Genomic DNA, 26,287 nt, shown 5'->3' with positions numbered 1-26,287 from the left:
GTCAGCCCTCCACCAGTTCGAACGTCGGATGCACCAACTCGCGCGGCAACAGCACCGACTGCACGGCGATCACCTCGCGTGCCGATTTCGTCGCACCACCTCCACCGGCCGGTCCGTTCGTGTACAGCGTCTCGACCTCGTTGCCGATCCGCACCGCTTCGTTAAGCGTCCCGGTACGTCCCGCGACGCGCACGCGCACCTCGTACGGTTCGGCCTCGCGTGCGGCAAGCGTCGCGCCGTGCAGCGCATCGACGCCGATCAGATCGAAGCGCAGTTCGCTCGCGTGTACGCCGGTCAGACGTAGCCGCTCGCGGACGACATCAAGCGCAAGCCGTGCACGCGCGAGCGCGCCCGGTCCCGCATACGAAATCTGCCCTTCGCCGATAAAACCGTCGACATACGCGACCGACGTCTTCAACGTCGCCGTGCGCGGCGTGCCGCGTCCGCCGCTCACGCGCACACGGTCGCGTGCTTCCTGTTCGATGCGCACGCCGGTGAAATCCGCGACCACGTCTGGCTGCAGATAGCGACTGCAATCGTGGACTTCGTACAGCAGTTGCTCCTTGCAGGTCGCTTCGGTCACGCAGCCGCCCGCGTGCGGCACCTTCGTCACGATCAGTGAACCGTCGGCGCTCACTTCTCCGATCGGAAAACCCAGTCGCGCGAGATCGGGCACATCCTTGAAGCCTGGGTCCGCGAAATAGCCGCCGGTCACCTGTCCCGCGCATTCGAGCAGATGACCGACCACGGTCGCCTGACCGAGCGTGTTCCAGTCGTCCATCGACCAGCCGTATTCGTGGATCAGCGGCGCGATGAACAGCGACGGATCGGCGACGCGGCCGGTCAGCACGATATCGGCACCGGCCGCGAGCGCATCGACGATCGGCGCGGCGCCAAGGTACGCATTCGCCGACACGATCCGTCCATCGAACTCAGCGACACGTTCGCCCGACTCTTCGAATTTGTAATCGCCTTGACGTACTGCATCGAGCACATCGTCGCCGGTCACCGCCGCGATTTTCAGCGGCGGCAGGCCAAGCTCGCGCGCGAGTTCGGCGGTGCGGCGCGCAGCAGCAAGCGGATTCGCCGCGCCCATGTTCGACACGATCCGCACGCGATTGCGGACCGCTATCGGCAGCACCGCGCGCATCCGTGCGTCGAGCAGCGGATCGTAGCCGAGCGCCGGGTTGCTGCGGCGCGTCTGCTGCGCGAGCGCGATCGTGCGCTCAGCGAGGCATTCGAACACCAGGTAATCGAGCGCGCCGTGTTCGGCCAGCTCGACGGCCGGTTCGATCCGGTCGCCCGAATAGCCCGCGCCGGTGCCGATGCGCACGGGGCTTTTGCGTGTCGTCGTCGATGTCATGTGTTGCTGCCTGATTGAATCAAAGCGGAAAGATCCCCAGCACCACGCACGCGGCGGTCATCACCAGCGATGCGCCGAACAGCAGCGGGAACGTGAATTTCTGGTGATCGGCGAGTTCGATGCCGGTCAACCCGACGACGAGAAACGTCGCGGGCGTCAGCGGGCTCACCGGGAAGCCCGTCGTCATCTGGCCGAGCAGCGCAGCCTGGCCGACGTGCACGGCGGGCACGCCAAGCTGACCCGCGACTTCAGCGATGACCGGCAGCACGCCGAAATAGAACGAGTCGGGATCGAACAGCATGCTGAGCGGCATCGAGAGCACGCCGAGCACGACCGGAATGTGACCGGCCATGCCCGGCGGCACGAGACCGACTGCGGCTTGCGCCATCGCTTTCAGCATGCCGCTGCCCTGCAGCACGCCGGTGAACACACCGGCCGCGAGCAGGATGCCGGCCATCATCAGCGCGGCGCGTGCATGCGCGTCGATGCGTTGCCGCTGCATGTTCACGTCCGGGTAGTTGACCATCAGCGCGATGCAGAAGCCGACCATGAACATCACCGCCGGCGGAATTTTCTCGCCCATCACGACCATCGTGCCGAGCACGATCACGGTGAGCACGATGTTGAACCAGAAGTTACGCGGCCGGCGCAGCGCTTTCTGTTCGTCGGTGAGTTCGCGTTGCGGCAGCGGTATCGAACCCGACGCGGACGTATAGCCAAGCCTTCGTTCTTCGCGACGTCCGAGCCACCATGCGGTGCCGAACACGAACACGAGACCCACGGCCTGCACCGGAATCAGCGGATTGAACAGCGCCGACACCGGCAGCCCGAGCGATGCGGACGCGCGGATCATCGGCCCGGTCCACGGCAGAAAGTTGATACCCGCCGCCAGCGACGCCGCAGCAGCCAGCACGCGCCGGTCCATCTTCAGGCGATCGTAGAGCGGCAGCATCGCGGGGATCGTCACGAGGAAACACACGGCCCCGGAGCCATCGAGATGAATCAGCAGCGCGAGCAGCGTCGTGCCCATCACGATGCGCGTCGGCTTCGTGCCGACCGCGCGCAGGATGCGATCGATGATCGGATCGAGCGTGCCGGCGTCGGTGATCGTCCCGAAGTAGAGGATCGCGAACACGAACATGCCGACCACAGGCGCGAGACTGCGCAATCCGTCGAGGATGAATTTGCTCGTCTGCAGCCCGAAGCCGCCGATCAGCGACGCCGCGATCGGCACGACGATCAGCGCGACTAGCGGTGACATTCGTTTCGAGAGGATCGCGGCTAGCAGGACGGCTATGGTGGCTAGACCTAGTAGGGGCAATGGCACGTACGTATCTCCGTCTATTGTTTTTTGAATCGCCCAAGCGTAATTTCCACCCAGCAATAGAACAATTGAAATGATTTGATCGCAGCCATCACCATCTGTAATGGATCTAAGCCTTCGAGATATCCGCGCTTTTATCGCCGTCGCGCAGACCGGCAGCTTCACGCGCGCGGCTACGCGGCTGCATCTGTCGCAACCCGCGCTGACCGTGCAGATCCGTCGCCTGGAAGAAACCCTCGGTACGCGTCTGTTCGACCGCAATAGCCGCAACGTCGCGCTGACCCCAGTCGGACGCGACCTGCTGCCGCTGCTGCAAAAATCGCTGCACGACATGGAGCACGTGCTCGCCGACGCCCGCGCGTTGAGCGGCGGCGCCTCGGGGACCGTGCGCATCGCGTGTCTGCCGTCGTTCGCGGCAAGCGCGCTGCCCGACCTGATCCGCGATTTCCGCGCGGAATTGCCCGACGTGTCGTTCCAGATCCGCGACGTAGTCGCGAGCGTCGTCGATGCGCTGGTTCGCAACGAGGACGTCGACATCGGTCTGACCGGCGGCACGGAGGCAGCAGGCCAGACCGGTGCCGCCGATACCGCGCTCGACGTGCTGTATGAAGGTGAGGACCGGCTCGTTGCGGTCTGTCCAAAGCGTCATCCGCTCGCCAGGCGGCGTACGGTACGCCTCGCGGACCTGCTGCGTACGCCGCTCGTGCTCACGGCACGCGGCACGAGCGTGCGCGCGGTGGTCGACGCGGCGCTCGCCGATGCAGACACATCGCCGACGATCGCGTGCGAACCCACCTATATGATGACCGCCGTCGCGATGGTGCGCGGCGGTCTCGGCGTAACGATCCTGCCCGCTTCGGCGCGCGAAATGCGTGCGGAAGCGGACCTCGTCGCACGGCCCGTCGACGATCCACGCTTCGTGCGCCCGATCGCGCTCGTGAAGAAACGTGGCCGGACGCTGCCGCCGGTCACCGAAGCGTTCGTCGAGCGATTGGTGCAGCGCATGAAACAGGACCGCTAACGGTCGCGGACAAAGACAGAATGAGCGCTGCAGCATGCCGTTTATGCATTCACGTCTCATATTGCCAACGGCCTGCTACAGACCTATCGTTGACGCCAATTTCCTAAAGCCGCGGGTAAGAGGGCTGTTTTACTTAAGAAAGGCGCCTCCAGCGCCGATAACACGAGCACCCCAAACGGAGACCGACCATGAGCAGCATGACTGAACCGAACACCACCGGTTCGCCCCCTTTCTTTTCGAAGCAGGCCACTGTCGCCGGACCGGGATTTTCGCGCTGGATGGTGCCGCCCGCGGCACTGGCCGTGCACCTGTGTATCGGCCAGGCCTACGCCTTCTCGGTATTCAACGGACCGCTCACGAAAGTGATCGGTATCACGCAATCCGCACCCGACGACTGGACGCTCACGACGCTCGGCTGGATCTTCTCGCTCGCGATCGTCTTCCTCGGGTTGTCCGCCGCATTCGCCGGTAAGTGGCTCGAGAAAGTCGGCCCGCGCCGCACGATGTTCACCGCAGCGTGCTGCTTCGGCGGCGGCTTCGTCGTCTCGGCGATCGGTGTGTGGCTGCATCAGATCGCGCTGCTGTATATCGGCTACGGCGTGATCGGCGGCATCGGGCTCGGGCTCGGCTACGTGTCGCCGGTATCGACGCTGATCCGCTGGTTCCCGGACCGCCGCGGCATGGCAACGGGCCTCGCGATCATGGGCTTCGGTGGCGGCGCGATGATCGCCGCGCCGCTGTCGGTTGCGTTGATGAACCACTTCAAGAGCGCGACGAGCATCGGTGTCGCCGAGACCTTCATCGTGCTCGGCATCGCGTACTTCATCTCGATGTCGATCGGCGCACTCGCGATCCGCGTGCCGCCCGCCGACTGGAAGCCGGCCGGCTGGACGCCGCCCGCGACCACGACGAACAAGATGATCACGCGCAACCACGTGCACATCGACGAAGCGTTGAAGACGCCGCAGTTCTACCTGATCTGGCTCGTGCTGTTCCTCAACGTGACGGCCGGCATCGGCATTCTCGGCCAGGCCTCGGTGATGATTCAGGAGAGCTTCAAGAACACGGTGACTGCTGCTGCGGCCGCGGGCTTCGTCGGCCTGCTGTCGCTGTTCAACATGGGCGGTCGTTTCGTGTGGGCGTCGGCGTCCGACTGGGTCGGCCGCAAGAACACGTACTACATTTTCTTCGTGCTCGGCGCCGTGCTGTACTTCTTCGTACCGACCTTCGCATCGACCGGCAACATCGCACTGTTCGTGCTGTCGTACTGCGTGATCCTGTCGATGTACGGCGGCGGCTTCTCGACCGTGCCCGCGTATCTCGCGGACATGTTCGGTACGGCATTCGTCGGCGGCATTCACGGCCGTCTGCTGACCGCGTGGGCCGCGGCCGGCGTCGCGGGCCCGGTGCTCGTCAACTACATCCGTGCGTACCAGGTGGGCCACGGCGTCGCGAAGGCCGATGCGTACACGATGACCGTGCACATCATGGCCGTGCTGCTCGTGGTCGGGTTCATCTGCAACCTGCTCGTGCGCCGCGTGAACGAAAAGCACCATATGACCGACACGCAACTCGCGTCGGGCAACTAAGGAGACCGTCATGACCGATCAGACCGCCGTTCATCCGACCAACAAGGGCATGCTCGTCGTCTTCTGGGCGTATGTGCTGATTCCGCTTGTGTGGGGTGTTGTGAATACGTTGACGCAGGCGATGAAGTTGTTTCATTGAGTGCAGCCGCGTCGCCTTGTAGACAAGGCGGCGCGCGGATACAACAAAAGCCGGGCATGCGCTTCGTCGCATGCCCGGCTTTTTTCTACGCATGTCCATCAAGGAACATCACGCGCCGGATCATCCCCACGCCCTTCCCGCTCCTCATGCGCCAGATCCTTCGCGGCCTTGTTCGCCTGCTCCTTCGCATCGCCATAGGCCTTGCGCGCTTCGCCCGCGCCCTGCTGCAGATCGCCCTTCATCTCGCGCGACTTGTCGCCGGTCGCCTTGCCGACTGCCTCGTTGACCTTGCCCTTGAGGTTTTCCGCCGTGCCCTTTACCTGGTCCTTGTTCATGGTTCGCTCCCGTGAAGATGCCGGCACGCCGTCGTGCCGGTCACCCTGAACATCGAGCAACGCACGTGCCCGGGCACAACGGACGCAACGTGTGCGCAACAGACGCTACTTGCCGTCCGTCTCTCGCATCTTTTCAGCAACGGCCTTGTAATCGTAGGTAGGATAAAACTCAGTGCGATAACCGCCCCACGCGGTCGTTTCGATCGCCCGGTTGACTTCGCGCAGACGGCTCGCCGGTACGCGCAGCGTAACGACCTGGCCCACGCCCATCATCACGTACCACGACACGACTTCGATGCCCGGCGGCGGAAACGTCTTGAAGTAGCCCTGCGCGCGCAGCTGGTCGTTGATCTTCGGCAGCGGTTTGGACTCGTCGTGTCGCAGGAAGATGGTCAGCAGGAAGGTGTCGTCGGCGGGCTGTGCGGAAGCAGAAGACGGCTGTTGCGCGACGGCATTCGCAACGAACCCCGGGCTACAGACGATCCCCGCCGCAAACGCGACGAACGCGGCGGACATAACAACACGACGGAGGCTACGGCGAATCGGCGATGTCGACATCGATGGCTCCACGTTGAGAAAGGACGCGCTGCGCGACGTCGTCGCATCGCAGCGGCACGAGCCGCACACGGCTCTCGCGCAGCCATTCTGCCGCGGTCATGACGACCGCGTCGTGAAGCTCGCAACGTATCGATCGATGGAAATCAGGCGGTCTTGAGCGGACGAACCTGAGCAGAAGTCTGCCTGGGAAGCTGGACCGAAGAAACCGGCCCCGGCATGTCGAGAATCATCTGACCGAATGCGCGGACCGCGGGCGTCTCGCCATTGCAGATCAGCACGAATTCGGCGGCGGGCAGCGGCGGCAAACCGTACAGCCCATCGACGCGCTTCATGCCCGGCTCGAGATCGTCGAGCGTCAGCACGGTAACTGCGAGCCCCGCCAGCACCGCCGCGCGCAAACCCTGCTGACTCGGCGACGTGAACATGACGTGCCACTTCACGTCGGTACGATCGAGCGCGGCGACACCGGCCTGCCGGTTGATACACGGCGACGGAAAGAACGCGAGCGGCAGCGATTCGCCTGCACGTGCGTCGAAGTAATCGGCGGCGATCCACGCGAACTGCGCTTCGCGCAGCACCGTGCCGACCTCGCTGCCCGCCTTCACCATCACGACCGCGAGATCGAGTTCGTCCGCATCGAGCATCGCGCGCAGATCCTGATTCATGCTGACGCTCACGTCGAGCCGCACGTCGGGGTACACGCGCGCGAACTGACACAACAGCGACGGCAACCGATCGCCCATGAAATTTTCCGGCACGCCGAAACGCACGCACCCACAAACCGGAGAAGACTGAAAACGCCGGCTCAATGCATCGAGCGAATCGAGAATCTGCGTCGCGTGACGCAGAAAATCCTCACCGTCTTCGGTGAGCGTCATGCTGCGCGTGGTGCGGTATAGAAGCGGCCGCCCGACCTGCTCTTCGAGACGACGGATCTGATGACTGACAGCAGATTGCGTGAGATGCAGCCGTTCGGCGGCACGTGTGAAGCCGCCCGTTTCCTTCACGGCGACGAATGCGCGCAGAAGCGTGGGATCGAAATCCATGGCGGCCAATAGATGATGAGCGTTAATGGATTCTACAAAATTAAATCATTTCCATCATGAAGACAGCACGCAGAGAATGGTTTCCATCCTGACTCGCAGACGCCCGGCGCCGATCCTGCTGACAGTACGCCGTCAGTAGCAGCGGATCACGCTGGGCGACCGGCCACCGCTTACTACGAAAGAACGACATGACGCTCTCTCACTCCGGCAGAAACTACGTTGCGCTCGCGGCGGTCTGTCTCACCGCGATGATGTTCGGCCTCGAAATCTCCAGCGTGCCCGTCATTCTCCCGACGCTCGAACGCGTCCTGCACGGCAGCTTCAGGGACGTGCAGTGGATCATGAACGCGTACACCATCGCGTGCACGACGGTGCTGATGGCGATCGGCACGCTCGCCGACCGTTACGGCCGGCGCCGCGTGCTGGTCATCGCGCTGATCGCATTCGGCATCACGTCGTTCGTCTGCGGGATTGCGCAGAGCGCGTCGGTGCTGATCGTCAGCCGGTTTTTGCAGGGCATGGGCGGCGGCGCGATGCTGATCTGCCAGATCGCCGTGCTGTCGCATCAGTTTCAGGAAGGCCGCGAACGCAGCAATGCATTCGCGATCTGGGGCATCGTGTTCGGCATCGGTCTCGGCTTCGGGCCGATCATCGGCGGTGCGATCGTCGCGCTGTCGAACTGGCACTGGGTGTTCCTCGTTCACGTGCCGCTGTCGGTGCTGACGCTCGCGCTCGTGTTCACGGGTGTCGAAGAATCGCGCGATCCGCAGGCGAAGCGTCTGGATATCGCGGGCATCGTTACGCTGTCGCTGGCGGTGTTCGGCTTCACGTATTTCATCACGCAGGGGCCGGACCTCGGATTCACGAGCGGTACGGCACTCGCGATCGTCGGCGGCGCCGTGCTGTGCTTCATCGCGTTCCTGTTCGCAGAACGGATGAACCCGCATCCGATGTTCGACTTCTCCGTGTTCCGCATCCGCAATTTCTCGGGCGCAATCATCGGTTCGATGGGGATGAACTTCAGCTTCTGGCCGTTCATGATCTATCTGCCGATCTATTATCAGAGCGGCCTCGGTTACGACGCGGTCACGGCCGGGCTGTCGCTGCTTGCGTACACGTTGCCGACGCTCGTCATTCCGCCGCTCGGCGAGCGGCTCGCGTTGCGTTATCGCGCGGGCGCCGTGATTCCGGTGGGACTGTTCACGATCGGCCTCGGCTTCATCCTGATGCGCTATGGCAGTGCCGCTGCACACGCAAGCTGGACGACCATGCTGCCGGGCGCATTGATCGCCGGCATCGGCCTCGGTCTGACGAACACGCCGGTGACCAACACGACGACCGGCTCGGTGCCGGTCACGCGTGCCGGCATGGCATCGGGCATCGACATGAGCGCACGATTGATCACGCTCGCGATCAACATCGCGCTGATGGGCTTTATCCTCGTCGAGGGCATCCAGTCGTATCTGAAGCACGCGCTGCCCAACTCGGCCGATCCGCTGCGGCTGCGTGTGATTGCCGAGCAGATCGCCGCCGGCAATTTCGGCTCGCTGCAACACACGTTCCCCGAACTCGCGACACTCGATGCATCCGGCAGCGCCGTGCATGCCGCGCTCGTGCACGGCTTCGGTACGGTGATGCTGTATGGCGGAATCGGCGTGTGGGTGCTCGCGGCGCTCAGCTTCGCGATCTTCGGGACGGCGGATGCGGATGCAACGCGGCGTCCGGCAAAAGCGAATGTGGATGCGACGGGGAATGCGTGCTCCTGACGATGAATCGATGCGCGGGTAGCGGTATGCTTTCGGTTCAACGGCACAACGTCATCCCGCCCATCGAAACGGAACCGCTTCGACATGACCCAGAACATCTACGACGACGACACGTTCTTCGAAGGCTATAGCCGCCTCGATCGCTCGCTCGAGGGACTTGTGCGCGCGCCCGAATGGCCCGCATTGCAGGCGATGCTGCCACCCGTGACGGGCAGCAGCATCGTGGACCTCGGCTGCGGTTACGGCTGGTTCTGCCGCTGGGCGCGCGACGCAGGCGCAAGCAGTGTGCTCGGGATCGACGTATCGGAAAGGATGCTGGAAAGAGCGCAGACATTCGATAAGGATCGAATCGATCCCGCGATCCGCTATGAACGCGCGGACCTCGAAACGCTCGCGCTGCCGCATGCATCGTTCGACCTCGCTTACAGCTCACTCGCGTTTCACTATGTCGAAAACCTGGTCACGTTGCTGCGCACGATTCATCGTGCACTGGTGCCAGACGGCATGCTCGTGTTTTCGGTCGAGCATCCGGTCTACATGGCCTCGCGCCATCCCGGCTGGATCGTCGATGCACATGGCCACAAGACGTGGCCGCTCGACAGCTACCAGTTCGAGGGGCCACGCGTGACGAACTGGTTTACCGACGGCGTGATCAAGCAGCATCGAACGCTGGGCACGCTGCTGAACACGCTGATCGAAACCGGCTTCGCGATCGCGCACGTCGACGAATGGGGACCGACGGATGCGCAGATCGCGGCGCTACCCGCGCTCGCCGAAGAGCGCGAACGTCCGATGATGCTGCTGGTCGCCGCGCGGCGCGAGAGCAATACTCCATCATCTCACCGCTCGACATGCTCAAGAAGGTAGCCGCATTCGTCTCACGGCCCTTCACGCAATGGCGCAATCCCGGACGGTTCTGCCGAGCAGTCAGCTAACCTCTTCGCGCACTTCCTGGCCGCGCGCTACGGAGTCCGAGAAACCTGATGACGCGAGCATGCTGGACTGGTTTGTCGATAACCCGGCCGCGCTCTATTCATTCGAATAGCCGCGTTATGGGTTCTGTCGCAAGAACATCTAAATGCGCCGCGGTATGGCCTCTGCGAAAAAATCGGTGACTTGTCGCACACGCGCCGGTACAAACCGGCGTCTCGGCCAGACGAGACTTATGTCTCGGGCGTCGCCTATAAATTCGTCGAGAACGGTGATGACGTCCGGATGCCGGAGATCATCGGCAAGAGAGACCTTGGCAAACCGGCCGATTCCCACGCCGGCTAAAACACCAGCCCGGATCGTTTCGACGCTGTTGGACGTGAGATTTCCACGGACGGACACGCTAAATTGACCTTCTGGTCCTGCAAAAGGCCAATGCGTTGACTCCGCCAAGCCGCGATATAAAAGGCAATTGTGATCAACGAGCTCGGCGGGGGTCTTTGGCATTCCGCGTTGCTCGAAGTAGCGACGGGATCCGACGCATACAAGGGGAGTGCTGGCCACGCGCCTGACGATCGCGTCAGGATCGTTCACGGGCCCCACCCGGATCGCCAGATCAATCCCGTCCTCCACCATATCTCGCACGAAGTCAGAGAGAATGAGATCGACCTGAAGGCCAGGATTGAGTGATAACAGATCGGGAATCAGCGGCAAGACATGAAGACGGCCGAAAGTACCTGATGCAGCGATCCTGATCAGACCTGAGACATCGTGCGTGCTGCTGGTCAGTTCGCTGTCGGCGTCATCCATCTCGTCAAGCAGCGGTTTTGTCCGATCGTAGTATCTCTGCCCTTGATCCGTCAGGATCACACGGCGCGTACTTCGGTTAAATAACGCCACGCCGACGCGTCTCTCGAGCGCGCCGATAGCCTTGCTGATAGCTGACTGTGAGTCGCCGGTTCGACGCGCGGCAGCTGTAAAACCGCCTGCTTCAACCACGGCTATGAAGGCGTTTAATTCGTTGAATCGATCCATATTAATTCCCTTTTGGAATTTATATTATGGCAATTCAAGCTATTATCATCGGTTCCGGCATCACTCACAATGCAGCTCTCTCCACAGCTACAGGACTGGTGTCATGAATATCGATCTCACTGGCCGCAAGGCCGTCGTTACCGGGTCAACGGCGGGTATCGGCCGAGCCATTGCAGAAGGGTTGGGGCGCGCAGGCGCCGCGGTCGTGATCAACGGCCGCACAGAGAAGCGCGTCTCCACGGCGCTTCGAGAGCTTCGCGAACTCTTGCCAAAGACTGAGTTTACCGGCGTCATCGCAGATCTTGCGACCCCGGAGGGCACGGCGAAGTTGTTCGCTCAGGCGCCGGATGCGGACATTCTCGTCAACAATGTGGGTACCGGGCGTCCGAAGTCCTTCTTCGAAATTGAGGATAGCGAATGGATCAATCTCTTCGAACTTAACGTCATGAGCGGCATTCGCGCCTCCCGCCACTATGTGCCGAACATGACGAAGCGTGGGTGGGGGCGCGTCGTCTTCATCAGCAGCGAGTCCGCGCTTGCCATCCCTAAGGACATGATCGACTACGCCACGACCAAGACCGCTCAGCTCGCCATTGCGAGGGGCTTGGCCGAGGTGGTCGGCGGAACAGGCGTCACCGTCAATTCGGTTCTCCCGGGTCCGACGAATTCGGAGATCATGGGTGGTTGGGCGCAGGCGAACGCAGATGCGCAAGGCATCACGCGTGAGGAAGCCGAGCAGCAGTTCCTGAAAACGAATCGCCCGACCACGCTCCTCAATCGCTTCGCGACAACCGAAGAAGTCGCCAACCTGGTCGTCTATGTCTGCTCGGAGCAGGCGTCGGCGACAACAGGTACTTCCTTGCGTGTCGACGGCGGTGTCGTTCGGACAATTGCATAAGCGCCCGCTTTTTCACTCGTTCAACGCGGCTTCGGGAAGGGCCAAACCATCGGTTCCTTCTCGAGGTAGACGACAGCCCGATTCAAATTGGGAACGTGCTCTCGGGAACCTGCGATCGGCTGGAGTAGCTGAATCTCGTACCGCCGCGGCGACCGAATGCGCGCCGCCGTCGACGAGCGAACGAGAAAACCGCGCTGACCGTATTGGGCGTTATGCGCGCACCGTGCTGGACGAAGACTTGCCTGCGCGCGCACGCGTGGCTTTGGTGAGTTGCACCGCCTCATGCCGCCGAAAAGTCTCCGCAGCGATATCGCCCAGCAGATCGATCGCGCGCTTCAGATTCCCGAGGTGCAGCGCATGCACCAGCCACGCATCGAGCTTCAACGCGAAGTCGCTCACGTTCACGATATCCAGATCGCGAGCCATCGCGCTGCGCGACAGCACGCTACGCGGCACGAGCCCCAACCCGAGCCCGGCCGCGACGAGCCGCAACTGCATCTCGGTGCCGTACGTATCGACACCGACGCGCAGGCTGCGGCCCGCGTCGTCCATCGCCTGCTCGAGTGCCGCGCGGTAACCGCAGCCGTCTGGATTCAGCACCCATGTGTGCGCCGAAAGCGAACGGATCGTCGGACGCCTCTTGCCGGTGACGAGCGGTTGCGTGCGGCTCTGCACGACCAGCACGTCGAGCGTCGTGAGTCGGCGGCCCTCGATACCGTCGGCGGGCTGCGCGCGCGACGGCAGCACGAGCACAGCGGCGTCGAGCGTGCCCGACAACATCTGCTGCTGCAGCGTACTGCTGTGCTCGGTGTGCAGCCGCACGTCGAGTGCGGGAAACACTGCCTTTAGCTGCATCACCGCGTCGAACAGCACGATTTCCTCAACCACCTGCGTCATGCCGAGCCGGAACGTGCCGCTCGGCGCGGCGTTTTCGACGGGCACTTCGAGCAGACGATCCAGATCGCGCAGCAGCGGAATCGCGTACGCATAGATGCGCTGCGCGAGCGCCGTCGGCTTCGGCGGCTTGCTGTTGCGGTCGAACAGTTCGGCACCGAGCGACTCCTCGAGCCGCTGGATCCGGCGCGACACCGCGGACTGCGTCACGCACAACATATCGGCCGCGCGCGTCAGCGAAGCCTCGTCGATCACGACGACGAACGAGCGAAGGTCTTCGGTAATCATGCTCAATCCTCATGGTAATGATGAAAATCATGCGCTTGTGGTAAGTCCTCACCGAGTCTAACCTGATGCTTCAGAGGTTGCCACCACCGTGTCAGCCGACTAAACCGTTTCGCTATCGCACAGGAGTTCGACATGCCGCTCGCCCGCATCAATCTTTCGAAAGACGCTTCACCCGAAGCCGTTCGCGCCATCGGCGACGTGATCTACGACGCGATGGTCGAGTTCGCGAACGTGCCGAAAGACGACCGCTTCCAGATCGTCACCCGTCACGCCGCCGACGAGCTGATCTATCCGGCGGACGGCTATCTCGGCATCTCGTACACGCCGGGCATCGTGATGATCCAGGTCACGTGGAACGCGGGGCGCAGCACGGATGTGAAGAAAGCGTTCTATCGCGCGGTCGCGGACGGTATCCACGCGAAAACGGGTATTCGTAAGGAAGACGTCTGGATCAATCTCGTCGAGGTCGATCGCGAGAACTGGTCGTTCGGCAACGGCGAGATGCAGTACGGGCCGAAGTGACGCGCTGCGGGGCACGCGGCGGCCCTGTCACGTCGGGCCGCCGTGTCGTCGGCACTTGAATTGGGCACCGTCACACGCAATCTGCGTTTTTCGCGGAAAATAGCGGTCTTGCCCGCCCGTTTTCAGTGTCGGGCAGCCAATTTCGACATCGCAGCCCCATTCCAAGGAGAGACGCACGATGAGCACCTCACAAACGAGCTATCCGGACACCCAGCTATACATCGATGGCGCGTGGCACGCCGGTTCGCGGCAGACCGACGTAATCAATCCGGCGAACGAAATCGCGATCGGCCGTCTGTCGCTCGCGGGCGAAGCCGAACTCGAACGCGCCGCGCAGGCCGTGCAGCGCGCGTTCGGCGAATGGCGCAAGGTGTCGGCATTCGAACGCAGCAAGCTGATGCGTCGCGCCGCCGACAATCTCCGCGCGCGTGCCGAAACGGTCGCCGCGATCATGACGATGGAACAGGGCAAGCCGCTCGCCGAAGCGCGCGTCGAAACGCTGTCCGCCGCCGATACGATCGAGTGGTTCGCCGAAGAAGCGCGCCGCACGTATGGCCGCGTCGTGCCGTCGCGTAGCGGTGCCGTTCAGCAGATCGTCACGCGCGAACCGGTCGGTCCGGTCGCCGCGTTCACGCCGTGGAACTTCCCGCTCAACCAGGCCGTGCGCAAGGTCTCGGCCGCGCTCGCCGCCGGCTGCTCGATCGTGCTGAAGGGACCGGAAGAAACGCCGGCCAGCTGCGCCGCGCTCGTCGCCGCGTTCCATGACGCCGGGTTGCCCGCAGGCGTGCTTAACCTCGTGTTCGGTGTGCCGGCCGACATCTCGCGCTTCTTCATCGAACATCCGGTGATCCGCAAGATCTCGTTCACGGGGTCGACCGCGGTCGGCAAGCAGCTCGCCGCAATGGCGGGTCTGCACATGAAGCGCGCAACGATGGAACTGGGTGGTCACGCTCCCGCTATCGTGTTCGCCGACGCCGACATTCCGCGCGCCGCCAAGCTGCTCGGCATGGCGAAGATCCGCAACGCGGGCCAGGTGTGCATCTCGCCGACGCGCTTCATCGTCCAGGACGCTGCTTACGACGAGTTCGTCGAACACTTCGTCGCGACGATCAAGTCGGTGAAGGTCGGCAACGGTCTCGACGACGGCGTGCAGATGGGACCGCTCGCGAACGTGCGCCGCGTCGAAGCGATGGAACGTCTCGTCGCCGATGCACGCGAACAGGGTGCGAAGGTTCAGACCGGCGGCGAACGCATCGGTCGCGAAGGCTACTTCTTCCAGCCGACCGTTCTCACCGACGTGCCGCTGTCGGCCCGCATCATGACCGAAGAGCCGTTCGGCCCGGTCGCGCCTGTCACGCGCTTCAGCAGCTACGACGACGTGATCCGCGAAGCGAATCGCCTGCCGTACGGGCTCGCCGCCTACGCATACACGCGTTCGACATCGACGGCCGCAGCACTCGCCGACGATATCGAAAGCGGCATGATCTCGGTGAACCACCACGGCCTCGGCCTGCCGGAGACGCCGTTCGGCGGCGTGAAGGACTCGGGCTACGGCTCGGAAGGCGGCACCGAAGCGATGGAAGCGTATCTCGTCACGAAGTTCGTCAGCCAGCATCGTTAAGCCGGCCAGGCGATAGCGTGCTGCGACGATATGAGGTCTTGCGGCTTCGGCCCTGGGCCCACGCATCGTCGCAGCGCGTGCAGCAATCACGGGGAACATCGGTATGACTCGATCGAGTGCGATCGTCGTTGGTGTCGGCGCGGAAGTGGGTCTCGGCGCGGCGCTATGCAAACGCTTTGCCCGCGAGGGCTATCACGTGTACGTGTCGGGCCGCTCGGCGACGAAGCTCGCGCATGTCGTCGAATCGATCGTGGCCGCGGGCGGCAGTGCGGAAGCCGTCGTCGGCGACACGACGGTCGAAGCCGACGTGCTCGCGCTGTTCGACAAGGCGATGGCGCCGGCCACGGGCATCGCACAGCCTGACCTCGTCGTCTATAACGCGGGCAACAACAAGCGCATCCCGTTTGCGGAACTGAGTGCGGACGATTTCGAAAGCTTCTGGCGTGTCGGTCCGCTCGGCGCGTTTCTCGTCGGGCGCGAAGTAGCGCGGCGTATTGCGCCGCTCGGACGCGGCACGCTGATTTTCACCGGTGCGTCGGCCAGTCTGCGCGGCAAGGCGGGCTATGCGCAGTTCTCCGCGTCGAAAGCCGGCGTGCGCATGATTTCGCAGAGCATGGCGCGCGAGTTCGGGCCGCAGGGGCTGCATGTCGCGCATGTGATCGTCGATGGCGGCATCGACGGTGCGCGGCTGCACCGGTTGCGTCCGGGCGTCGCTGAAGAGCGCGGCGAAAACGGTCTGCTGAACATCGATGCGATCGCGGACGCGTACTGGTATCTGCATCGACAGCATCCGTCCGCATGGACGCAGGAAATCGATGTGCGTCCGTTTAAGGAACCGTTCTGATGCGCGGTGAAATGCACGCGTCGATACGTCGAATGTCCCCTGTCGTCCGCCTCTAACGGCGACGTAAACCCATCGCACGTATACACTGAAACAAGCCTGTCAAAACAGCGCGATAAGTTAACACAGCCGCGCGAAAGTTAACAGTGAATAACCATGCCGGGTGAGAAATCGCAACAAGGTCCTGGCACTTCGCCCGAGTTCCTGGCAAGCTACGCAGATCGAGCGCATACACCGCTCTTTCGGTATCAGAGGAATGGAGGTTCAGACATGTCGGTCATCGCCCGTTCACGTGAAGGTAACGCCGCGGAACGATTCGTTCGCGCATCGCGCAAGGTCGATCTCGCGTTTCGCGCAGTGCGTGGCGAAGCGACGCCCGAAAGCCTGGAAATCGAGCATGCGCTCGCTGTGCTGCAACTCGAACAGGCACTCGACGAACTCGCCGAAGCCGAAGCGCTGTTCGACATGACAGTCAGCGGCAGCGTGCCGAAACGCATCACCAACTAGGCGACATAACGTCGCATCCATGCGCGGGGCCTGTGCAACGCAGGCCCGCCGGGCACCCATCCGGCCTGTCGTTCCGCGCGATTGTTCACGTTCTGCAAGCAGTCTTTTCACTTTCCGCGTCTTTATCCGGCCGGCCGTCGCGTCTAACGTGTAGACATGCGCCGATTGTCGTTTGCATTCGTGTTTCGCCATCAAGTCCATGAGGCATCAACGCACGCACAGGCATCGGCTTAACCTGATCGAAGTCGAGAGGTTTGTATGTCACGCACGCATCGTCAATGGATGTCGGGCATCGCCGCAGCGTTGCTCGCCAGTTTCGTCGTCGCCGGTCACGCTCAGGAAGTGAATCCCGCAGCGTCGGACGGTTATTCGGATCGCGGTTCGGATCCCTCACAACATACGCAGGCCGGCGCACCGTCCGTGCGTCGTTCGATCTTCTCGCGCAGTTCCGCCGATTCGATCGCAGCCGAACAGCGTAACCGCGACATCGTGCGTTCGGTTACGGGGCTGCCTGGCGGATCGAACGGCGGCGAAGGCCGCTAATTCATCGCGCTCACCGCACTCACCGCGTACGCAAAGAGGATTGAAACCGTATGGCAGCAGTCGTCGCCCTTGTCGTGTTCGTCGCCGCATTGGTGGGCGGCCCATCGCTCGTGGGGAAACTCTCCACGCAGGCGCCGGCTGCGGAACACGTCGCTGGAACGCAAGACGGATCGCAGTAACGCAACGCCGTCACGAACAGGAACTCAACGTATGACACGCCCGTTGTCGCCGGAAAACGCCGCGCTGCTCGCCCGCGCGAGTGAATCGAGTCTCAGCCATCTGCTCGCACAGCGCGGGATGCGGGAAATCGCGCGGCTTCTGAACGACGCACTGCGTTCGCTGAACATCAGCTCCGCGCAGTTCTGTCTGCTCGCGTTACTGCATCGGGATGAACCGCCGACGGTCAGCGAACTCGCGTACGAGATGAATCTGGATACGTCGCATGTGTCCGCGCAACTGAGCATCCTCACGCGTCGCGCGCTGGTCACCGCCGCTGCGGGACCACGCGATCGCGGGCGCCGGCGTCTGATGTTGACGCCGTTCGGTCAGTCGGTGCTGGTGGATGCGTTGCCGTTGTGGATCGCGGCGTCGGCGGAGGCGTCGAATTTTCTTGGTCGCGCGGATCTCGAGAGATTATCCGCGCTAGCGAAAGCACACGATCACGTGCATGACGAAGCAGACACCGACGAAGAAACGCTCGCAGAAAACAAAAGCACGCGGTGCGCGTGTCGGCACGATCGCGAGATCTCGGTGGAAATCGAACCGGCGCATTGAACGCGTAGCGATTCGTTCAACGCGCCGTTAGCGTTATCGGTCGAACACCAGCAACGTCGACGTCGCCGATGCATACAACTTGCCCGCCTCATCGGTCAACGTCGCTTCGGAAAACCCCGCGCGTCGGCCGACGCTCAGCACGCGCCCTTCCGCCCGCAGCTTGCCCGTATTGACAGTGATCGCCTTGTGATACGCGACCTTCAATTCAAGCGTCGTATAAGCCTGGGTTGCACTGAGCCGCGAATGAACCGCGCAGCCACACGCAGAATCGAGCAGCGTCGCGATATAGCCGCCGTGTACGGTGCCGATCGGGTTGTAGAGGCGCAGCGTCGGCACGCTCTCGAACACCACACGCCCTTCCTCGACTTCCGTCAGATAGAAATCGAGCGTGTCGCCGATCGGCGGTCGCGATTCCGCGCCCAGCAAGCGTCGCAACTGTTCGAGCCCGGTCAGACCGGCCGGCATGTCGGCAACCTGATTCATACTGCGCCTCCTCGATCGAAGATGGGATGATGTTTGATTGATGGATGCCGCGAAGTCACGGGCAGTGGTTCACCGTGTTTGCGAATGGCAGCATGCAGTAAAGACGATGTATGGATGCAGCGTTTACGATTCCGCGTCGGCTACACCACGCGGCAACGCCACTTCGATCAGAAACCCGCGATCGGTCCGGCGCATCGCCACTGTGCCGCGATGCTTCTGCGCCGCGACGTTGACGAATGCGAGGCCGAGCCCCCAGCCCTCCACCTTGTTCGCGATCTGCGAATCGAGTCGCGCAAAGCGTTGCTGCGCTTTCTCGTGCTCGTGTTCGGCGATACCCTGTCCCGCATCTTCGACACCGATCAGCCACGCATCGTCGGTCGACGACAGCATGCAGCGCACTTCCGACTGCGGCGGTCCGTACTTCAATGCATTGTCGAGCAGGTTCGAGATGAGCCGCGTCAGCATCAGCCGGTCGCAGCGGCACAGCGATTCTGTCGTCGGCGTACTGACCTCGATGTTGCAGCCCTTCGCGCGCGCTTTCTCCCACAGTTGATCGGCGGCGACGATCAACAGGTCGTTGAGATTGACCGTGTCGAGATGCAGCCATTCGGACTGCGCGCGCGCGAGATGCGTGAAGCCGTCGGCAAGCGTGAGCGCCGCACTCGCATGCGTCGCGATGCGTTCGAGAATCGGCGGCAACGTACCGTGTTGCGTGCGATGGCCCTCGATCAACGCGAGAATCGACGCTTGCGGCGAACGCATGTCGTGCGACAGAAAATCGAGCGCTTCCTTGCGTTGCAGTGCGCCGACATACGAGTTCGAGTGATAGCGAATGCGCGCGATCAACTCGATCGCATCGGGCAGCTTGACGAGATAGTCGCTCGCGCCCGCGACAAACGCGGCGCTCTTCACGATCGGCTGTTCGCGCGACGACAGCACGATCACCGGAATCCCCGCCGTGGCAGGGTCCGCGCGATAGCTGCGCACCACGTCCAGACCATCGACACCCGGCATCACCAGATCCTGCAGGATCACCGTGGGCTTGAGCGCGGTAGCCGTCGCAACGGCTTCGCGACCGTCGAGGCAAACCTCAAGCGCAATGTCTTTCTCACTGGCGAGCATGCGTCGCACCAGCTCGCCGATCATCGGTTGATCGTCGACCAGCAGGACCGATGCAGCAGCCGACATCAAGGGCGAAGTGGCATCCATCTCACGTCGTGTCTCCGGTCAGATTCACGTCGAAATTGTTAAATACGGCTCTATTGGGGCAACAACCCGCAATCGATGCGCACTGCTATGTTAGCCGTAGTGTCCCCAGATGTCCCCTATTCAACGGAAGATTGTGCGTCAGGCTACCCGAATGAGGAGGCATGCACAGAGGTCGAAGCACACGCATGCACTCGCGCATGCGAACGCTGCGCCGCTCTGCAACGGTTGCGCCGCGTCGATCGACGCTGGCATGATGGCATTCGATCGCTCTCTGTCATCACGTCACATCTCATCGCAAAGGAACACGCATGAAGCCGCTGCCGCCCGACGCCGCCCTGATCGTCATCGACGTGCAACAGGCCTTCGACGATCCGAGCTGGGGCCCACGCAACAACCCTGGCGCCGAAGCCAACGTCGCGACGCTGCTCGCCGCGTGGCGCAATACACGGCGCCCGATATTTCACGTGCAGCACCGCTCACCGCGGCCGCAGAGCCTGTTTCACCCGGAGCGTCCCGGCTTCGCGGTCAAGCCCGAAGCCGTGCCGTTGGCTGACGAGCCCGTGATCTACAAGGACGTCAACAGCGCATTCATCGGCACCGATCTCGAACAACGCTTGCGGGAGGACGGCATCGAGACGCTGGTGATCGTCGGCATCACGACCGACCACTGTGTGTCGACGACAACACGCATGGCGGGCAACTTCGGCTTCGATACGTACCTCGTCTCCGATGCGACCGCGACATTCGCGCGGCGTGGCCCCGATGGCAAAACGTTTACCGCGGAGCAAATGCACGAGACTGCGCTCGCGAGTCTGCATGACGAGTTCGCGACAGTGGTCGCGACGGCTGCGGTGCTCGAAAGCGTTTAGCGGATTTGTTTAGCTGTTTAGCTTGCAGCTTGATTTTTCAGGTACCGCGCGGTCCGCAGATACGCGCGTACCACGACCGCAGCCACGTATCGACAGCAAGCGGCCCGCTGCCGCCAAACACAAGCGTCAGCAATCCCACCGCATAGAGCAGATCCGTCTCGTACCCCGGCGGCCCGAACTGCGGCACGCCGCTCACGACGTCCATCAGCTTGATCGACGTGAACCCGTACGGCAGATGGACCGTGAGCGTCGCGACCAGCAGCACGACGAGCATCGGCACCGTCGCGATGGGCACGAACGCCCCCACGAAAATCGCGAGCCCGCCAAGCAACTCGATCGCGATCGTCGCCCATGCCATGAAATGCGCAGCCGGCACGCCGAGCGCATGAAGGATCGCAGCGAAATGCTCGGGGTTTTTCGCAATCTTCGCGAGCCCGTGCGCGATGAAGCCATAGCCGATCGCAAAGCGTATCGGCAGCGGCGCGTAACGGTGGAGTTTTGAGGCGAGCCACGATGGATCGGCGAGGCGGAACAGCGAAGCAAACGGCGTCATGTGCAATATCCGTAAAGGCATAGGCACGCCGGCAGAACAATTCGACGCGGAAGAACTGCACCGGCGCGATCAGGATGTACGCGTCATACAGTCATTCGGTGCAGCGCGCCGTTCGGTTACATGAAGGCCGATTATTTTTTTAGATCACGTTGTGCTACATCATGTCGATGTTCAATCGAACAGCGCGACCACGCCCTGCAGGCCGTTCACCTCATGATCGGGTCGTTGCCCCATCTCTTCGAAAACGTTACCACTGCGGTTGATCCAGCAAACCGGGAAGCCGAACGAGCGCGCGCCCGTCGCGTCCCACGCATTCGACGAAACAAACAGAATCTCCTTTCGATCCAGTTGCAACGTCCGCACTGCGATCTCATACACACGATGATCTGGCTTGTAGACCTGTGCCTCGTCGGCGCTCAGCAGGTGATCGAATGCGTCGCGCAACCCCGCATGACTCACCACTGCACCAATCGATTTCGGCGAGCCGTTCGACAGGATCGCGAGTGTCAGTCCGCGTCGTTTGAGTTCGCGCAGTGCATCGGGCACTTCGGGAAACGGTGCGAGCTGCAGGTATGCATTGCACAGCGCGTCGTGCGTCGTTGCATCAAGTGTGAGTCCGAGTTGACGGCACGTGTAGCGCAACGCATCGGCGGTTGCCTGCTCGAAATCGACATAGCGGTTCATCAGGCTGCGCAGCCACGTGTATTCGAGCTGTTTTTGCCGCCACAGCGCGCTGATCTCGCGGCCGCGTCCGGGATACGCGTCGTCGCAACGTGCGGCCACCGAATGCACGTCGAATAGCGTGCCGTACAGATCGAAAGCAATGCCCTTGATGCCGTTCATTTCGCGTTCTCCCGATTAAACAAGCCGTAGCGCCAACGCTCAACCGCCTGCCTGTTCCTTCTGGCGTTTACGATGCGCCGCGACTTTCGCGCGATTGCCGCACATCGCCATGCTGCACCACCGGCGTCCGTGACCACGCGTGTGATCGGCGAACAGCAACGTGCACGTCGGTCCCTCGCAGGCTTTCACCAGCGAGAAATCTTCTTCGCACACGAGTTTCGCGAGCGCTTCGGCGATCGGCAGCAACAGCGATTCCGGCGAGCGCCAGCGACGCGCAGCGCGCAATTCCAGCGGCGTCGACGAGCCGCGCTCGGCGGCAACGATCTCGCCGTAACCCTCGTCGCGTTCCAGTAACCGGTTGAGCGGCTCGAGTTCGCGCAGATCTTTCGCGGCAAGTTGCCGCCCCTTGGTCTTCTTCACGAACGCCCGAAACCACTCGCGCAGATCGCGCGCCTGCAACGCGACGTTATCCAGTTCGCCGGGCGTCGCGTGCGCGCGCAGCGTGTCGATCGTGTTGCGCGACACGAAGCCCGCCTGCTCCAGCCATGACAGAAACCCTTCTCCGTCGCCGATCCAGTCGACCGGCTCGTTCGACGGCGTCGCAATCGAATTCAGGAAATCGAGGCCCGGTGCGTCAGCCACGAGGATGGCAGGAAGGTGTCGGTAGTCCATATCGAGCCCCAGCTCTCAGTTGGTCATTGGTAAGGAGTGTAACCGTCAAAAAAGCACTTGACAAGTTACATCACCGATAAGTAACCTTCATTCAACGAATTTAGAGGTTACTTCTGTGTTTCGACCAAAGGAGCGGGAAATGTCTTCAGGCAATGTGAAAGTGGTACTGGCGCACGGCGCATGGGCGGACGGTTCGAGCTGGAGCAAGGTGATCAGCGGGCTGGCCGCGCAAGGTATCGAAGCGGTCGCGGCGCCGCTGCCGCTGACCACGCTCGACGACGACGTCGCCGCACTCGATCGCACGCTGGAACGTGTCGACGGGCCGGTCGTGGTCGTCGGGCATGCGTATGCGGGCGCCGTGATCGGCGCGACCCGCAGCGACAAGGTAGCGGCACTGGTGTACATCGCGGCGCTCGCACCGGACGAAGGCGAAACGGTCGCCGACGTGTTCTATCGCGGCACCGCGCATCCGCAGGCCCCTGCGCTCGCACCGGACGCGCACGGCCTGATCTGGCTGCCGCACGACGCGTTTGCCACCGCGTTCGCGCAACACGCGACGCCGGAAGAACTCACGGTGCTCGCCGCGACTCAACGGCCGATCGCCGCGGCATGCATCGGCATCGCGCTCGGTCGTCCGCTGTGGAAAGACCTGCCGAGCTGGTACCTCGTCGCCGGCCAGGACCGGATGATCAATCCCGACACGCAGCATTTCATGGCCCAGCGGATGAACGCACACGTGCGCTCGCACGACGTCGATCACACGCCCAGCGTGACCGCACCGGATCAGGTCATCGACATCGTGCTCGAAGCAGTACGCGCCGTTTCGGCACATTAAGGTTTCAGCACGTTAAGCATTCGCCATCACCCAACGTCATCGAATCCTCCAGGAGAACTCACATGTCCACCATTCACTATCGCCAGACCGACGTCGACGGCTTCAACGTTGCTTACCGCGAAGCCGGCAACGCCGGTGCACCAAAGCTACTGCTGTTGCACGGCTTCCCGAGTTCGGGCCACATGTACCGCGATCTGATTCCGCTGCTCGCCGACCGCTTTCATATCGTCGCGCCGGATCTGCCGGGCTTCGGCCGCTCGGATATGCCGTCGCGCGACACGTTCAAGTACACGTTCGACAACCTCGCGAGCGTGATCGACCGCTTCACCGAAGTGATCGGCTTCGATCGTTACGCGGTCTACGTGTTCGACTACGGCGCACCGACGGGTTTCCGTCTCGCGGTCAAGCATCCGGAGCGGATCACCGCGATCATTTCGCAGAACGGCAACGCATACGAAGAGGGTTTGAGCGACGGCTGGAATCCGATCCAGGCGTACTGGCGCGATCCGTCGCAGGCGAACCGCGATGCGCTGCGCGGCTTCCTCGCGCCGGAAGCGGTGCAATGGCAATACACGCACGGCGTGCCCGACACGACGGCGATATCGCCCGACGGTTATTCGCTCGATAACTTCTATATGGCCCGTCCCGGTGCCGACGAAATCCAGCTCGACCTGTTCGGCGACTACAAGAGCAACGTCGCGCTGTACCCCGAGTTTCAGGACTATTTCCGCACGCACCGGCCGCCGCTGCTCGCCGTGTGGGGAAAACACGATCCGTTCTTCCTGCCGCCCGGCGCCGAAGCGTATAAGCGTGATATCCCCGATGCGGTCGTGCGTTTCCTCGACACCGGACACTTCGCGCTCGAAACGCATGCGGTTGAAATCGCCGCTGCGATCAAAGAGTTTCTGCCCCGTTAAACATATGGATGCGCGGGCTCGACAGGCCCGCACAACACCAGGAGAGTTTTCATGCGAGCCATCGTGATCGATAAGTTCGGCGGCCTCGACAGCCTCGTCTATACCGATCTGCCGGAACCGGAACCGCTGGTCGGTCACGTCGTGATCGAAATCAAGGCGTTCGGCATCAATCACGCCGAAATGCACATGCGTCGCGGCGAATGGGCCGAGGCCGCGAAAGTGAGCGGCATCGAGTGCGTGGGCATCGTGAAGTCGTGTCCCGGCGGCGAATTTCCGGTCGGCGCGAAAGTGGCTGCGTTGATGGGCGGTCTGGGCCGGACGATCAATGGCAGCTATGCGGAGTACACGCGCGCACCGGTGTCGAACGTCGCGCTGATCGAATCGGATCTGTCGTGGGCGCAACTCGCGGCACTGCCGGAAACGTACGCGACCGCGTGGACCTGCCTGTTCCGCAATCTTGAACTGACGAGCGGACAGACCATCGTGATTCGCGGCGCGACGTCGTCGCTCGGACAGGCAGCGGTTAATCTCGCAGTGAATGCCGGCGCGACTGTGATCGCGACGACGCGCAGCGAAAAACGCTTCGCGATGCTGCGCGATCTCGGCGCGGCCCGAGTCGAACTGGAAGGCCCCGACCTGTCGAAGCGTCTCGCCGAAACGAAGCAGCTCGATGCGGTGCTCGATCTCGTCGGCAACAGCACGATTCTCGATTCGCTCGCGATGCTGCGGCGTGGCGGTCGTGCATGCCTCGCGGGCTGGCTCGGCGGCCTCGCGCCGATCGCCGATTTCAATCCGCTGCTGCAAATGGCGAGCGGCGTTTATCTGACGTTCTTCGGCAGCTTCGTGTTCGGTACGCCGGGCTTTCCGGTGTCGGACATACCGCTGCAGCAGATCGCCGCCGACATCGCAGCAGGCCGCTTCAACGCGAAACCGTCGCGTGTGTTCGGCTTCGACGAGATTCGCGAAGCGCATCGCGTGATGGAAGCCAACGAAGCGGGCGGCAAGATGGTAGTCGTCCACTGAGCGCTCCATTCATTTAACTCATTCGAATTCATTCAAGGAGCAACGTCATGTCGAAGAAAGTGGCCATCGTGACCGGTGCAAGCCAGGGCATCGGACGCGCAACGGCAATCCGCCTCGCAAAAGATTTCTCCGCGATCGTCGTTGTCGCGCGCAACCGCGAAAACCTTGAGCAGACCGCTGCCGATGTGAAAAAAGCCGGCGCCGAAGTGCTCGTGCTCGATCTCGATCTGTCGCAGCCTGAAGCGGCGCAGCAGGTAGTCGACCAGACACTCGCGGCATTCGGACAGATCGACGCGCTGCTGAACATCGCCGGTGCAGTACCGCAGATCGACGTGCTCGAAATGACCGACGAACAATGGGACGCCGGCCTCGCGTTGAAGCTGCACGGCGCGCGTCGTCTGACGATCGCGGCGTGGCCCGCGTTGAAGGAAACGTCTGGATCGGTCGTGCTGATGTCGGGCAATTCCGCGCTGTTTCCGAAGGCGCCGTATGCGGCGGTCGGCACGATCAACGCGGCGATCGTCGCGCTCGCGAAAGCGTTTTCGGATCGCGGTATCGGTGACGGCGTGCAGGTCAACAGCGTGCTGCCCGGTCCGGTGATGACGGGTCGACGTCAGTCGTACCTCGAACACTGGGCGCCGCTGCACAACATGAGCGTCGAGGAAGCGACCGAGAAGTTTCCGCGTGAAGCGGGTATTTCCCGTTACGGTCAGCCGGAAGAAATCGCCGAGCTGATCGCGTTCGTCGTGTCGCCGGCTGCGAAGTGGATGACGGGTTCGACGTTGCGGATGGATGGCGGCGAGGTTAAATCGATCTGACCGCGTCGCGCTGAATGCGTGCGGGTTGTTGCTGCTGTACGTTGCGAGACTCGCGGTGCAGCAGCTTCAAA

At 62.6% G+C, this 26,287-nt stretch carries 30 protein-coding genes; 17 read left to right on the top strand and 13 right to left on the bottom strand.

From position 1 onward, the window contains the following. Window position 1: 1 nt before the first annotated feature. Both E1748_RS09180 and E1748_RS09175 read right to left on the bottom strand, forming a co-directional pair. Window positions 2–1,363 carry an acyclic terpene utilization AtuA family protein gene (locus E1748_RS09180; protein WP_133646773.1) on the bottom strand — a complete coding sequence of 454 codons (1,362 nt, stop codon included), beginning with the start codon at window positions 1,361–1,363 and terminating at the stop codon, window positions 2–4. A gap of 19 nt (window positions 1,364–1,382) precedes the next feature. Further along, window positions 1,383–2,690: a CitMHS family transporter gene (locus tag E1748_RS09175; protein ID WP_205965214.1), complete on the bottom strand. Its 1,308-nt coding sequence runs from the start codon at window positions 2,688–2,690 to the stop codon at window positions 1,383–1,385. Between the two features lie 100 nt (window positions 2,691–2,790). Between E1748_RS09175 and E1748_RS09170 the strand changes: the two genes are divergently transcribed. From E1748_RS09170 to E1748_RS09160, 3 genes are all read left to right on the top strand, one after another. Beyond that, window positions 2,791–3,708 (top strand): LysR family transcriptional regulator, encoded by a 918-nt coding sequence (locus E1748_RS09170; RefSeq protein WP_133646772.1) that lies wholly within the window; start codon window positions 2,791–2,793, stop codon window positions 3,706–3,708. Window positions 3,709–3,896: 188 nt separating this feature from the next. Then, a complete protein-coding gene (locus E1748_RS09165; protein WP_133646771.1) occupies window positions 3,897–5,297 on the top strand; it encodes an L-lactate MFS transporter in 1,401 nt (466 codons plus the stop codon). Between the two features lie 10 nt (window positions 5,298–5,307). Next, window positions 5,308–5,436 (top strand): MFS transporter small subunit, encoded by a 129-nt coding sequence (locus E1748_RS09160; protein WP_133646770.1) that lies wholly within the window; start codon window positions 5,308–5,310, stop codon window positions 5,434–5,436. Window positions 5,437–5,534: 98 nt separating this feature from the next. Here the strand turns inward: E1748_RS09160 and E1748_RS09155 are convergent, their stop codons facing one another. The 4 genes from E1748_RS09155 to E1748_RS09145 all read right to left on the bottom strand — a co-directional run bounded on the left by E1748_RS09155 (window position 5,535) and on the right by E1748_RS09145 (window position 7,375). After that, window positions 5,535–5,771 (bottom strand): CsbD family protein, encoded by a 237-nt coding sequence (locus E1748_RS09155; RefSeq protein ID WP_133646769.1) that lies wholly within the window; start codon window positions 5,769–5,771, stop codon window positions 5,535–5,537. A 105-nt stretch (window positions 5,772–5,876) separates the two neighbouring features. Next, window positions 5,877–6,287 carry a hypothetical protein gene (locus E1748_RS09150; protein WP_420819316.1) on the bottom strand — a complete coding sequence of 137 codons (411 nt, stop codon included), beginning with the start codon at window positions 6,285–6,287 and terminating at the stop codon, window positions 5,877–5,879. A 16-nt stretch (window positions 6,288–6,303) separates the two neighbouring features. Further along, window positions 6,304–6,429 (bottom strand): hypothetical protein, encoded by a 126-nt coding sequence (locus E1748_RS31910; RefSeq protein ID WP_276324033.1) that lies wholly within the window; start codon window positions 6,427–6,429, stop codon window positions 6,304–6,306. A gap of 43 nt (window positions 6,430–6,472) precedes the next feature. Then, entirely contained in the window at window positions 6,473–7,375 is a 903-nt protein-coding gene (locus E1748_RS09145; protein WP_133646767.1) for a LysR family transcriptional regulator, read from the bottom strand. Between the two features lie 188 nt (window positions 7,376–7,563). Between E1748_RS09145 and E1748_RS09140 the strand changes: the two genes are divergently transcribed. After that, window positions 7,564–9,141 (top strand): MFS transporter, encoded by a 1,578-nt coding sequence (locus E1748_RS09140; RefSeq protein ID WP_133646766.1) that lies wholly within the window; start codon window positions 7,564–7,566, stop codon window positions 9,139–9,141. Window positions 9,142–9,225: 84 nt separating this feature from the next. Next, window positions 9,226–10,008, top strand: coding sequence for a class I SAM-dependent methyltransferase (locus E1748_RS09135; protein ID WP_133646765.1), 783 nt, complete (start codon window positions 9,226–9,228; stop codon window positions 10,006–10,008). A 207-nt stretch (window positions 10,009–10,215) separates the two neighbouring features. Here the strand turns inward: E1748_RS09135 and E1748_RS09130 are convergent, their stop codons facing one another. Continuing rightward, window positions 10,216–11,106: a LysR family transcriptional regulator gene (locus E1748_RS09130; protein WP_133646764.1), complete on the bottom strand. Its 891-nt coding sequence runs from the start codon at window positions 11,104–11,106 to the stop codon at window positions 10,216–10,218. A 103-nt stretch (window positions 11,107–11,209) separates the two neighbouring features. On the opposite strand from E1748_RS09130, the gene E1748_RS09125 reads away from it, so the two are divergent. After that, the gene (locus E1748_RS09125; protein WP_133646763.1) at window positions 11,210–12,004 is read left to right on the top strand and encodes an SDR family NAD(P)-dependent oxidoreductase; all 795 of its coding nucleotides are present in this window, start codon (window positions 11,210–11,212) and stop codon (window positions 12,002–12,004) included. A 210-nt stretch (window positions 12,005–12,214) separates the two neighbouring features. Here the strand turns inward: E1748_RS09125 and E1748_RS09120 are convergent, their stop codons facing one another. Then, the gene (locus E1748_RS09120; RefSeq protein ID WP_205965213.1) at window positions 12,215–13,186 is read right to left on the bottom strand and encodes a LysR family transcriptional regulator; all 972 of its coding nucleotides are present in this window, start codon (window positions 13,184–13,186) and stop codon (window positions 12,215–12,217) included. Window positions 13,187–13,318: 132 nt separating this feature from the next. On the opposite strand from E1748_RS09120, the gene E1748_RS09115 reads away from it, so the two are divergent. The 6 genes from E1748_RS09115 (at window position 13,319) to E1748_RS09090 (ending at window position 17,994) form a co-directional block, all read left to right on the top strand. Then, entirely contained in the window at window positions 13,319–13,708 is a 390-nt protein-coding gene (locus tag E1748_RS09115; RefSeq protein WP_133646761.1) for a tautomerase family protein, read from the top strand. 178 nt (window positions 13,709–13,886) lie between these two features. After that, entirely contained in the window at window positions 13,887–15,329 is a 1,443-nt protein-coding gene (locus tag E1748_RS09110; protein WP_133646760.1) for an NAD-dependent succinate-semialdehyde dehydrogenase, read from the top strand. 103 nt (window positions 15,330–15,432) lie between these two features. Then, window positions 15,433–16,173, top strand: a complete 741-nt coding sequence (locus tag E1748_RS09105) for an SDR family NAD(P)-dependent oxidoreductase (RefSeq protein ID WP_133646759.1) — start codon at window positions 15,433–15,435, stop codon at window positions 16,171–16,173. Between the two features lie 267 nt (window positions 16,174–16,440). Further along, a complete protein-coding gene (locus E1748_RS09100; protein ID WP_133646758.1) occupies window positions 16,441–16,677 on the top strand; it encodes a hypothetical protein in 237 nt (78 codons plus the stop codon). 258 nt (window positions 16,678–16,935) lie between these two features. Next, window positions 16,936–17,220 carry a hypothetical protein gene (locus tag E1748_RS09095; RefSeq protein ID WP_133646757.1) on the top strand — a complete coding sequence of 95 codons (285 nt, stop codon included), beginning with the start codon at window positions 16,936–16,938 and terminating at the stop codon, window positions 17,218–17,220. A 210-nt stretch (window positions 17,221–17,430) separates the two neighbouring features. Further along, complete coding sequence (locus tag E1748_RS09090) at window positions 17,431–17,994, top strand: MarR family winged helix-turn-helix transcriptional regulator (RefSeq protein WP_133646756.1); 564 nt, start codon at window positions 17,431–17,433, stop codon at window positions 17,992–17,994. Between the two features lie 33 nt (window positions 17,995–18,027). Here E1748_RS09090 and E1748_RS09085 read toward each other — a convergent pair whose 3' ends face one another. Then, window positions 18,028–18,477, bottom strand: coding sequence for a PaaI family thioesterase (locus E1748_RS09085; RefSeq protein WP_133646755.1), 450 nt, complete (start codon window positions 18,475–18,477; stop codon window positions 18,028–18,030). A gap of 123 nt (window positions 18,478–18,600) precedes the next feature. After that, window positions 18,601–19,686, bottom strand: coding sequence for a hybrid sensor histidine kinase/response regulator (locus E1748_RS09080; protein WP_133646754.1), 1,086 nt, complete (start codon window positions 19,684–19,686; stop codon window positions 18,601–18,603). Window positions 19,687–19,994: 308 nt separating this feature from the next. On the opposite strand from E1748_RS09080, the gene E1748_RS09075 reads away from it, so the two are divergent. Then, a complete protein-coding gene (locus E1748_RS09075; protein WP_133646753.1) occupies window positions 19,995–20,555 on the top strand; it encodes a cysteine hydrolase family protein in 561 nt (186 codons plus the stop codon). Between the two features lie 37 nt (window positions 20,556–20,592). Here E1748_RS09075 and E1748_RS09070 read toward each other — a convergent pair whose 3' ends face one another. The 3 genes from E1748_RS09070 to E1748_RS09060 all read right to left on the bottom strand — a co-directional run bounded on the left by E1748_RS09070 (window position 20,593) and on the right by E1748_RS09060 (window position 22,623). Then, entirely contained in the window at window positions 20,593–21,108 is a 516-nt protein-coding gene (locus tag E1748_RS09070; RefSeq protein ID WP_133646752.1) for a DoxX family protein, read from the bottom strand. A gap of 171 nt (window positions 21,109–21,279) precedes the next feature. Next, on the bottom strand, window positions 21,280–21,951 hold the full coding sequence (locus E1748_RS09065; RefSeq protein WP_133646751.1) for a haloacid dehalogenase type II: 672 nt from the start codon (window positions 21,949–21,951) through the stop codon (window positions 21,280–21,282). A gap of 39 nt (window positions 21,952–21,990) precedes the next feature. Continuing rightward, window positions 21,991–22,623, bottom strand: coding sequence for a CGNR zinc finger domain-containing protein (locus tag E1748_RS09060; RefSeq protein WP_133646750.1), 633 nt, complete (start codon window positions 22,621–22,623; stop codon window positions 21,991–21,993). Between the two features lie 139 nt (window positions 22,624–22,762). Here E1748_RS09060 and E1748_RS09055 point away from each other — a divergent pair, with 139 nt between their 5' ends. From E1748_RS09055 to E1748_RS09040, 4 genes are all read left to right on the top strand, one after another. Then, window positions 22,763–23,458 carry an alpha/beta fold hydrolase gene (locus E1748_RS09055; protein WP_133646749.1) on the top strand — a complete coding sequence of 232 codons (696 nt, stop codon included), beginning with the start codon at window positions 22,763–22,765 and terminating at the stop codon, window positions 23,456–23,458. A gap of 62 nt (window positions 23,459–23,520) precedes the next feature. After that, window positions 23,521–24,375: an alpha/beta fold hydrolase gene (locus tag E1748_RS09050; protein WP_133646748.1), complete on the top strand. Its 855-nt coding sequence runs from the start codon at window positions 23,521–23,523 to the stop codon at window positions 24,373–24,375. 51 nt (window positions 24,376–24,426) lie between these two features. Further along, window positions 24,427–25,398: a zinc-binding alcohol dehydrogenase family protein gene (locus tag E1748_RS09045; protein WP_133646747.1), complete on the top strand. Its 972-nt coding sequence runs from the start codon at window positions 24,427–24,429 to the stop codon at window positions 25,396–25,398. A 47-nt stretch (window positions 25,399–25,445) separates the two neighbouring features. Further along, window positions 25,446–26,216 (top strand): SDR family oxidoreductase, encoded by a 771-nt coding sequence (locus E1748_RS09040; RefSeq protein ID WP_133646746.1) that lies wholly within the window; start codon window positions 25,446–25,448, stop codon window positions 26,214–26,216. The last annotated feature ends 71 nt before the right edge of the window (window positions 26,217–26,287 follow it).

It is taken from the genome of Paraburkholderia flava, assembly GCF_004359985.1.
Taxonomy (GTDB): Bacteria; Pseudomonadota; Gammaproteobacteria; order Burkholderiales; family Burkholderiaceae; genus Paraburkholderia; species Paraburkholderia flava.
This window is presented reverse-complemented; position numbering and strand designations above follow the sequence as displayed.

Coding starts and splice junctions, on each gene's coding strand:
- E1748_RS09180 (WP_133646773.1), bottom strand. CDS start 1,363: ATGACATCGACGACGACACGCAAAAGCCCCGTGCGCATCGGCACCGGC.
- E1748_RS09170 (WP_133646772.1), top strand. CDS start 2,791: ATGGATCTAAGCCTTCGAGATATCCGCGCTTTTATCGCCGTCGCGCAG.
- E1748_RS09165 (WP_133646771.1), top strand. CDS start 3,897: ATGAGCAGCATGACTGAACCGAACACCACCGGTTCGCCCCCTTTCTTT.
- E1748_RS09160 (WP_133646770.1), top strand. CDS start 5,308: ATGACCGATCAGACCGCCGTTCATCCGACCAACAAGGGCATGCTCGTC.
- E1748_RS09155 (WP_133646769.1), bottom strand. CDS start 5,771: ATGAACAAGGACCAGGTAAAGGGCACGGCGGAAAACCTCAAGGGCAAG.
- E1748_RS09150 (WP_420819316.1), bottom strand. CDS start 6,287: ATGTCCGCCGCGTTCGTCGCGTTTGCGGCGGGGATCGTCTGTAGCCCG.
- E1748_RS31910 (WP_276324033.1), bottom strand. CDS start 6,429: ATGACCGCGGCAGAATGGCTGCGCGAGAGCCGTGTGCGGCTCGTGCCG.
- E1748_RS09145 (WP_133646767.1), bottom strand. CDS start 7,375: ATGGATTTCGATCCCACGCTTCTGCGCGCATTCGTCGCCGTGAAGGAA.
- E1748_RS09140 (WP_133646766.1), top strand. CDS start 7,564: ATGACGCTCTCTCACTCCGGCAGAAACTACGTTGCGCTCGCGGCGGTC.
- E1748_RS09135 (WP_133646765.1), top strand. CDS start 9,226: ATGACCCAGAACATCTACGACGACGACACGTTCTTCGAAGGCTATAGC.
- E1748_RS09130 (WP_133646764.1), bottom strand. CDS start 11,106: ATGGATCGATTCAACGAATTAAACGCCTTCATAGCCGTGGTTGAAGCA.
- E1748_RS09125 (WP_133646763.1), top strand. CDS start 11,210: ATGAATATCGATCTCACTGGCCGCAAGGCCGTCGTTACCGGGTCAACG.
- E1748_RS09120 (WP_205965213.1), bottom strand. CDS start 13,186: ATGATTACCGAAGACCTTCGCTCGTTCGTCGTCGTGATCGACGAGGCT.
- E1748_RS09115 (WP_133646761.1), top strand. CDS start 13,319: ATGCCGCTCGCCCGCATCAATCTTTCGAAAGACGCTTCACCCGAAGCC.
- E1748_RS09110 (WP_133646760.1), top strand. CDS start 13,887: ATGAGCACCTCACAAACGAGCTATCCGGACACCCAGCTATACATCGAT.
- E1748_RS09105 (WP_133646759.1), top strand. CDS start 15,433: ATGACTCGATCGAGTGCGATCGTCGTTGGTGTCGGCGCGGAAGTGGGT.
- E1748_RS09100 (WP_133646758.1), top strand. CDS start 16,441: ATGTCGGTCATCGCCCGTTCACGTGAAGGTAACGCCGCGGAACGATTC.
- E1748_RS09095 (WP_133646757.1), top strand. CDS start 16,936: ATGTCACGCACGCATCGTCAATGGATGTCGGGCATCGCCGCAGCGTTG.
- E1748_RS09090 (WP_133646756.1), top strand. CDS start 17,431: ATGACACGCCCGTTGTCGCCGGAAAACGCCGCGCTGCTCGCCCGCGCG.
- E1748_RS09085 (WP_133646755.1), bottom strand. CDS start 18,477: ATGAATCAGGTTGCCGACATGCCGGCCGGTCTGACCGGGCTCGAACAG.
- E1748_RS09080 (WP_133646754.1), bottom strand. CDS start 19,686: ATGGATGCCACTTCGCCCTTGATGTCGGCTGCTGCATCGGTCCTGCTG.
- E1748_RS09075 (WP_133646753.1), top strand. CDS start 19,995: ATGAAGCCGCTGCCGCCCGACGCCGCCCTGATCGTCATCGACGTGCAA.
- E1748_RS09070 (WP_133646752.1), bottom strand. CDS start 21,108: ATGACGCCGTTTGCTTCGCTGTTCCGCCTCGCCGATCCATCGTGGCTC.
- E1748_RS09065 (WP_133646751.1), bottom strand. CDS start 21,951: ATGAACGGCATCAAGGGCATTGCTTTCGATCTGTACGGCACGCTATTC.
- E1748_RS09060 (WP_133646750.1), bottom strand. CDS start 22,623: ATGGACTACCGACACCTTCCTGCCATCCTCGTGGCTGACGCACCGGGC.
- E1748_RS09055 (WP_133646749.1), top strand. CDS start 22,763: ATGTCTTCAGGCAATGTGAAAGTGGTACTGGCGCACGGCGCATGGGCG.
- E1748_RS09050 (WP_133646748.1), top strand. CDS start 23,521: ATGTCCACCATTCACTATCGCCAGACCGACGTCGACGGCTTCAACGTT.
- E1748_RS09045 (WP_133646747.1), top strand. CDS start 24,427: ATGCGAGCCATCGTGATCGATAAGTTCGGCGGCCTCGACAGCCTCGTC.
- E1748_RS09040 (WP_133646746.1), top strand. CDS start 25,446: ATGTCGAAGAAAGTGGCCATCGTGACCGGTGCAAGCCAGGGCATCGGA.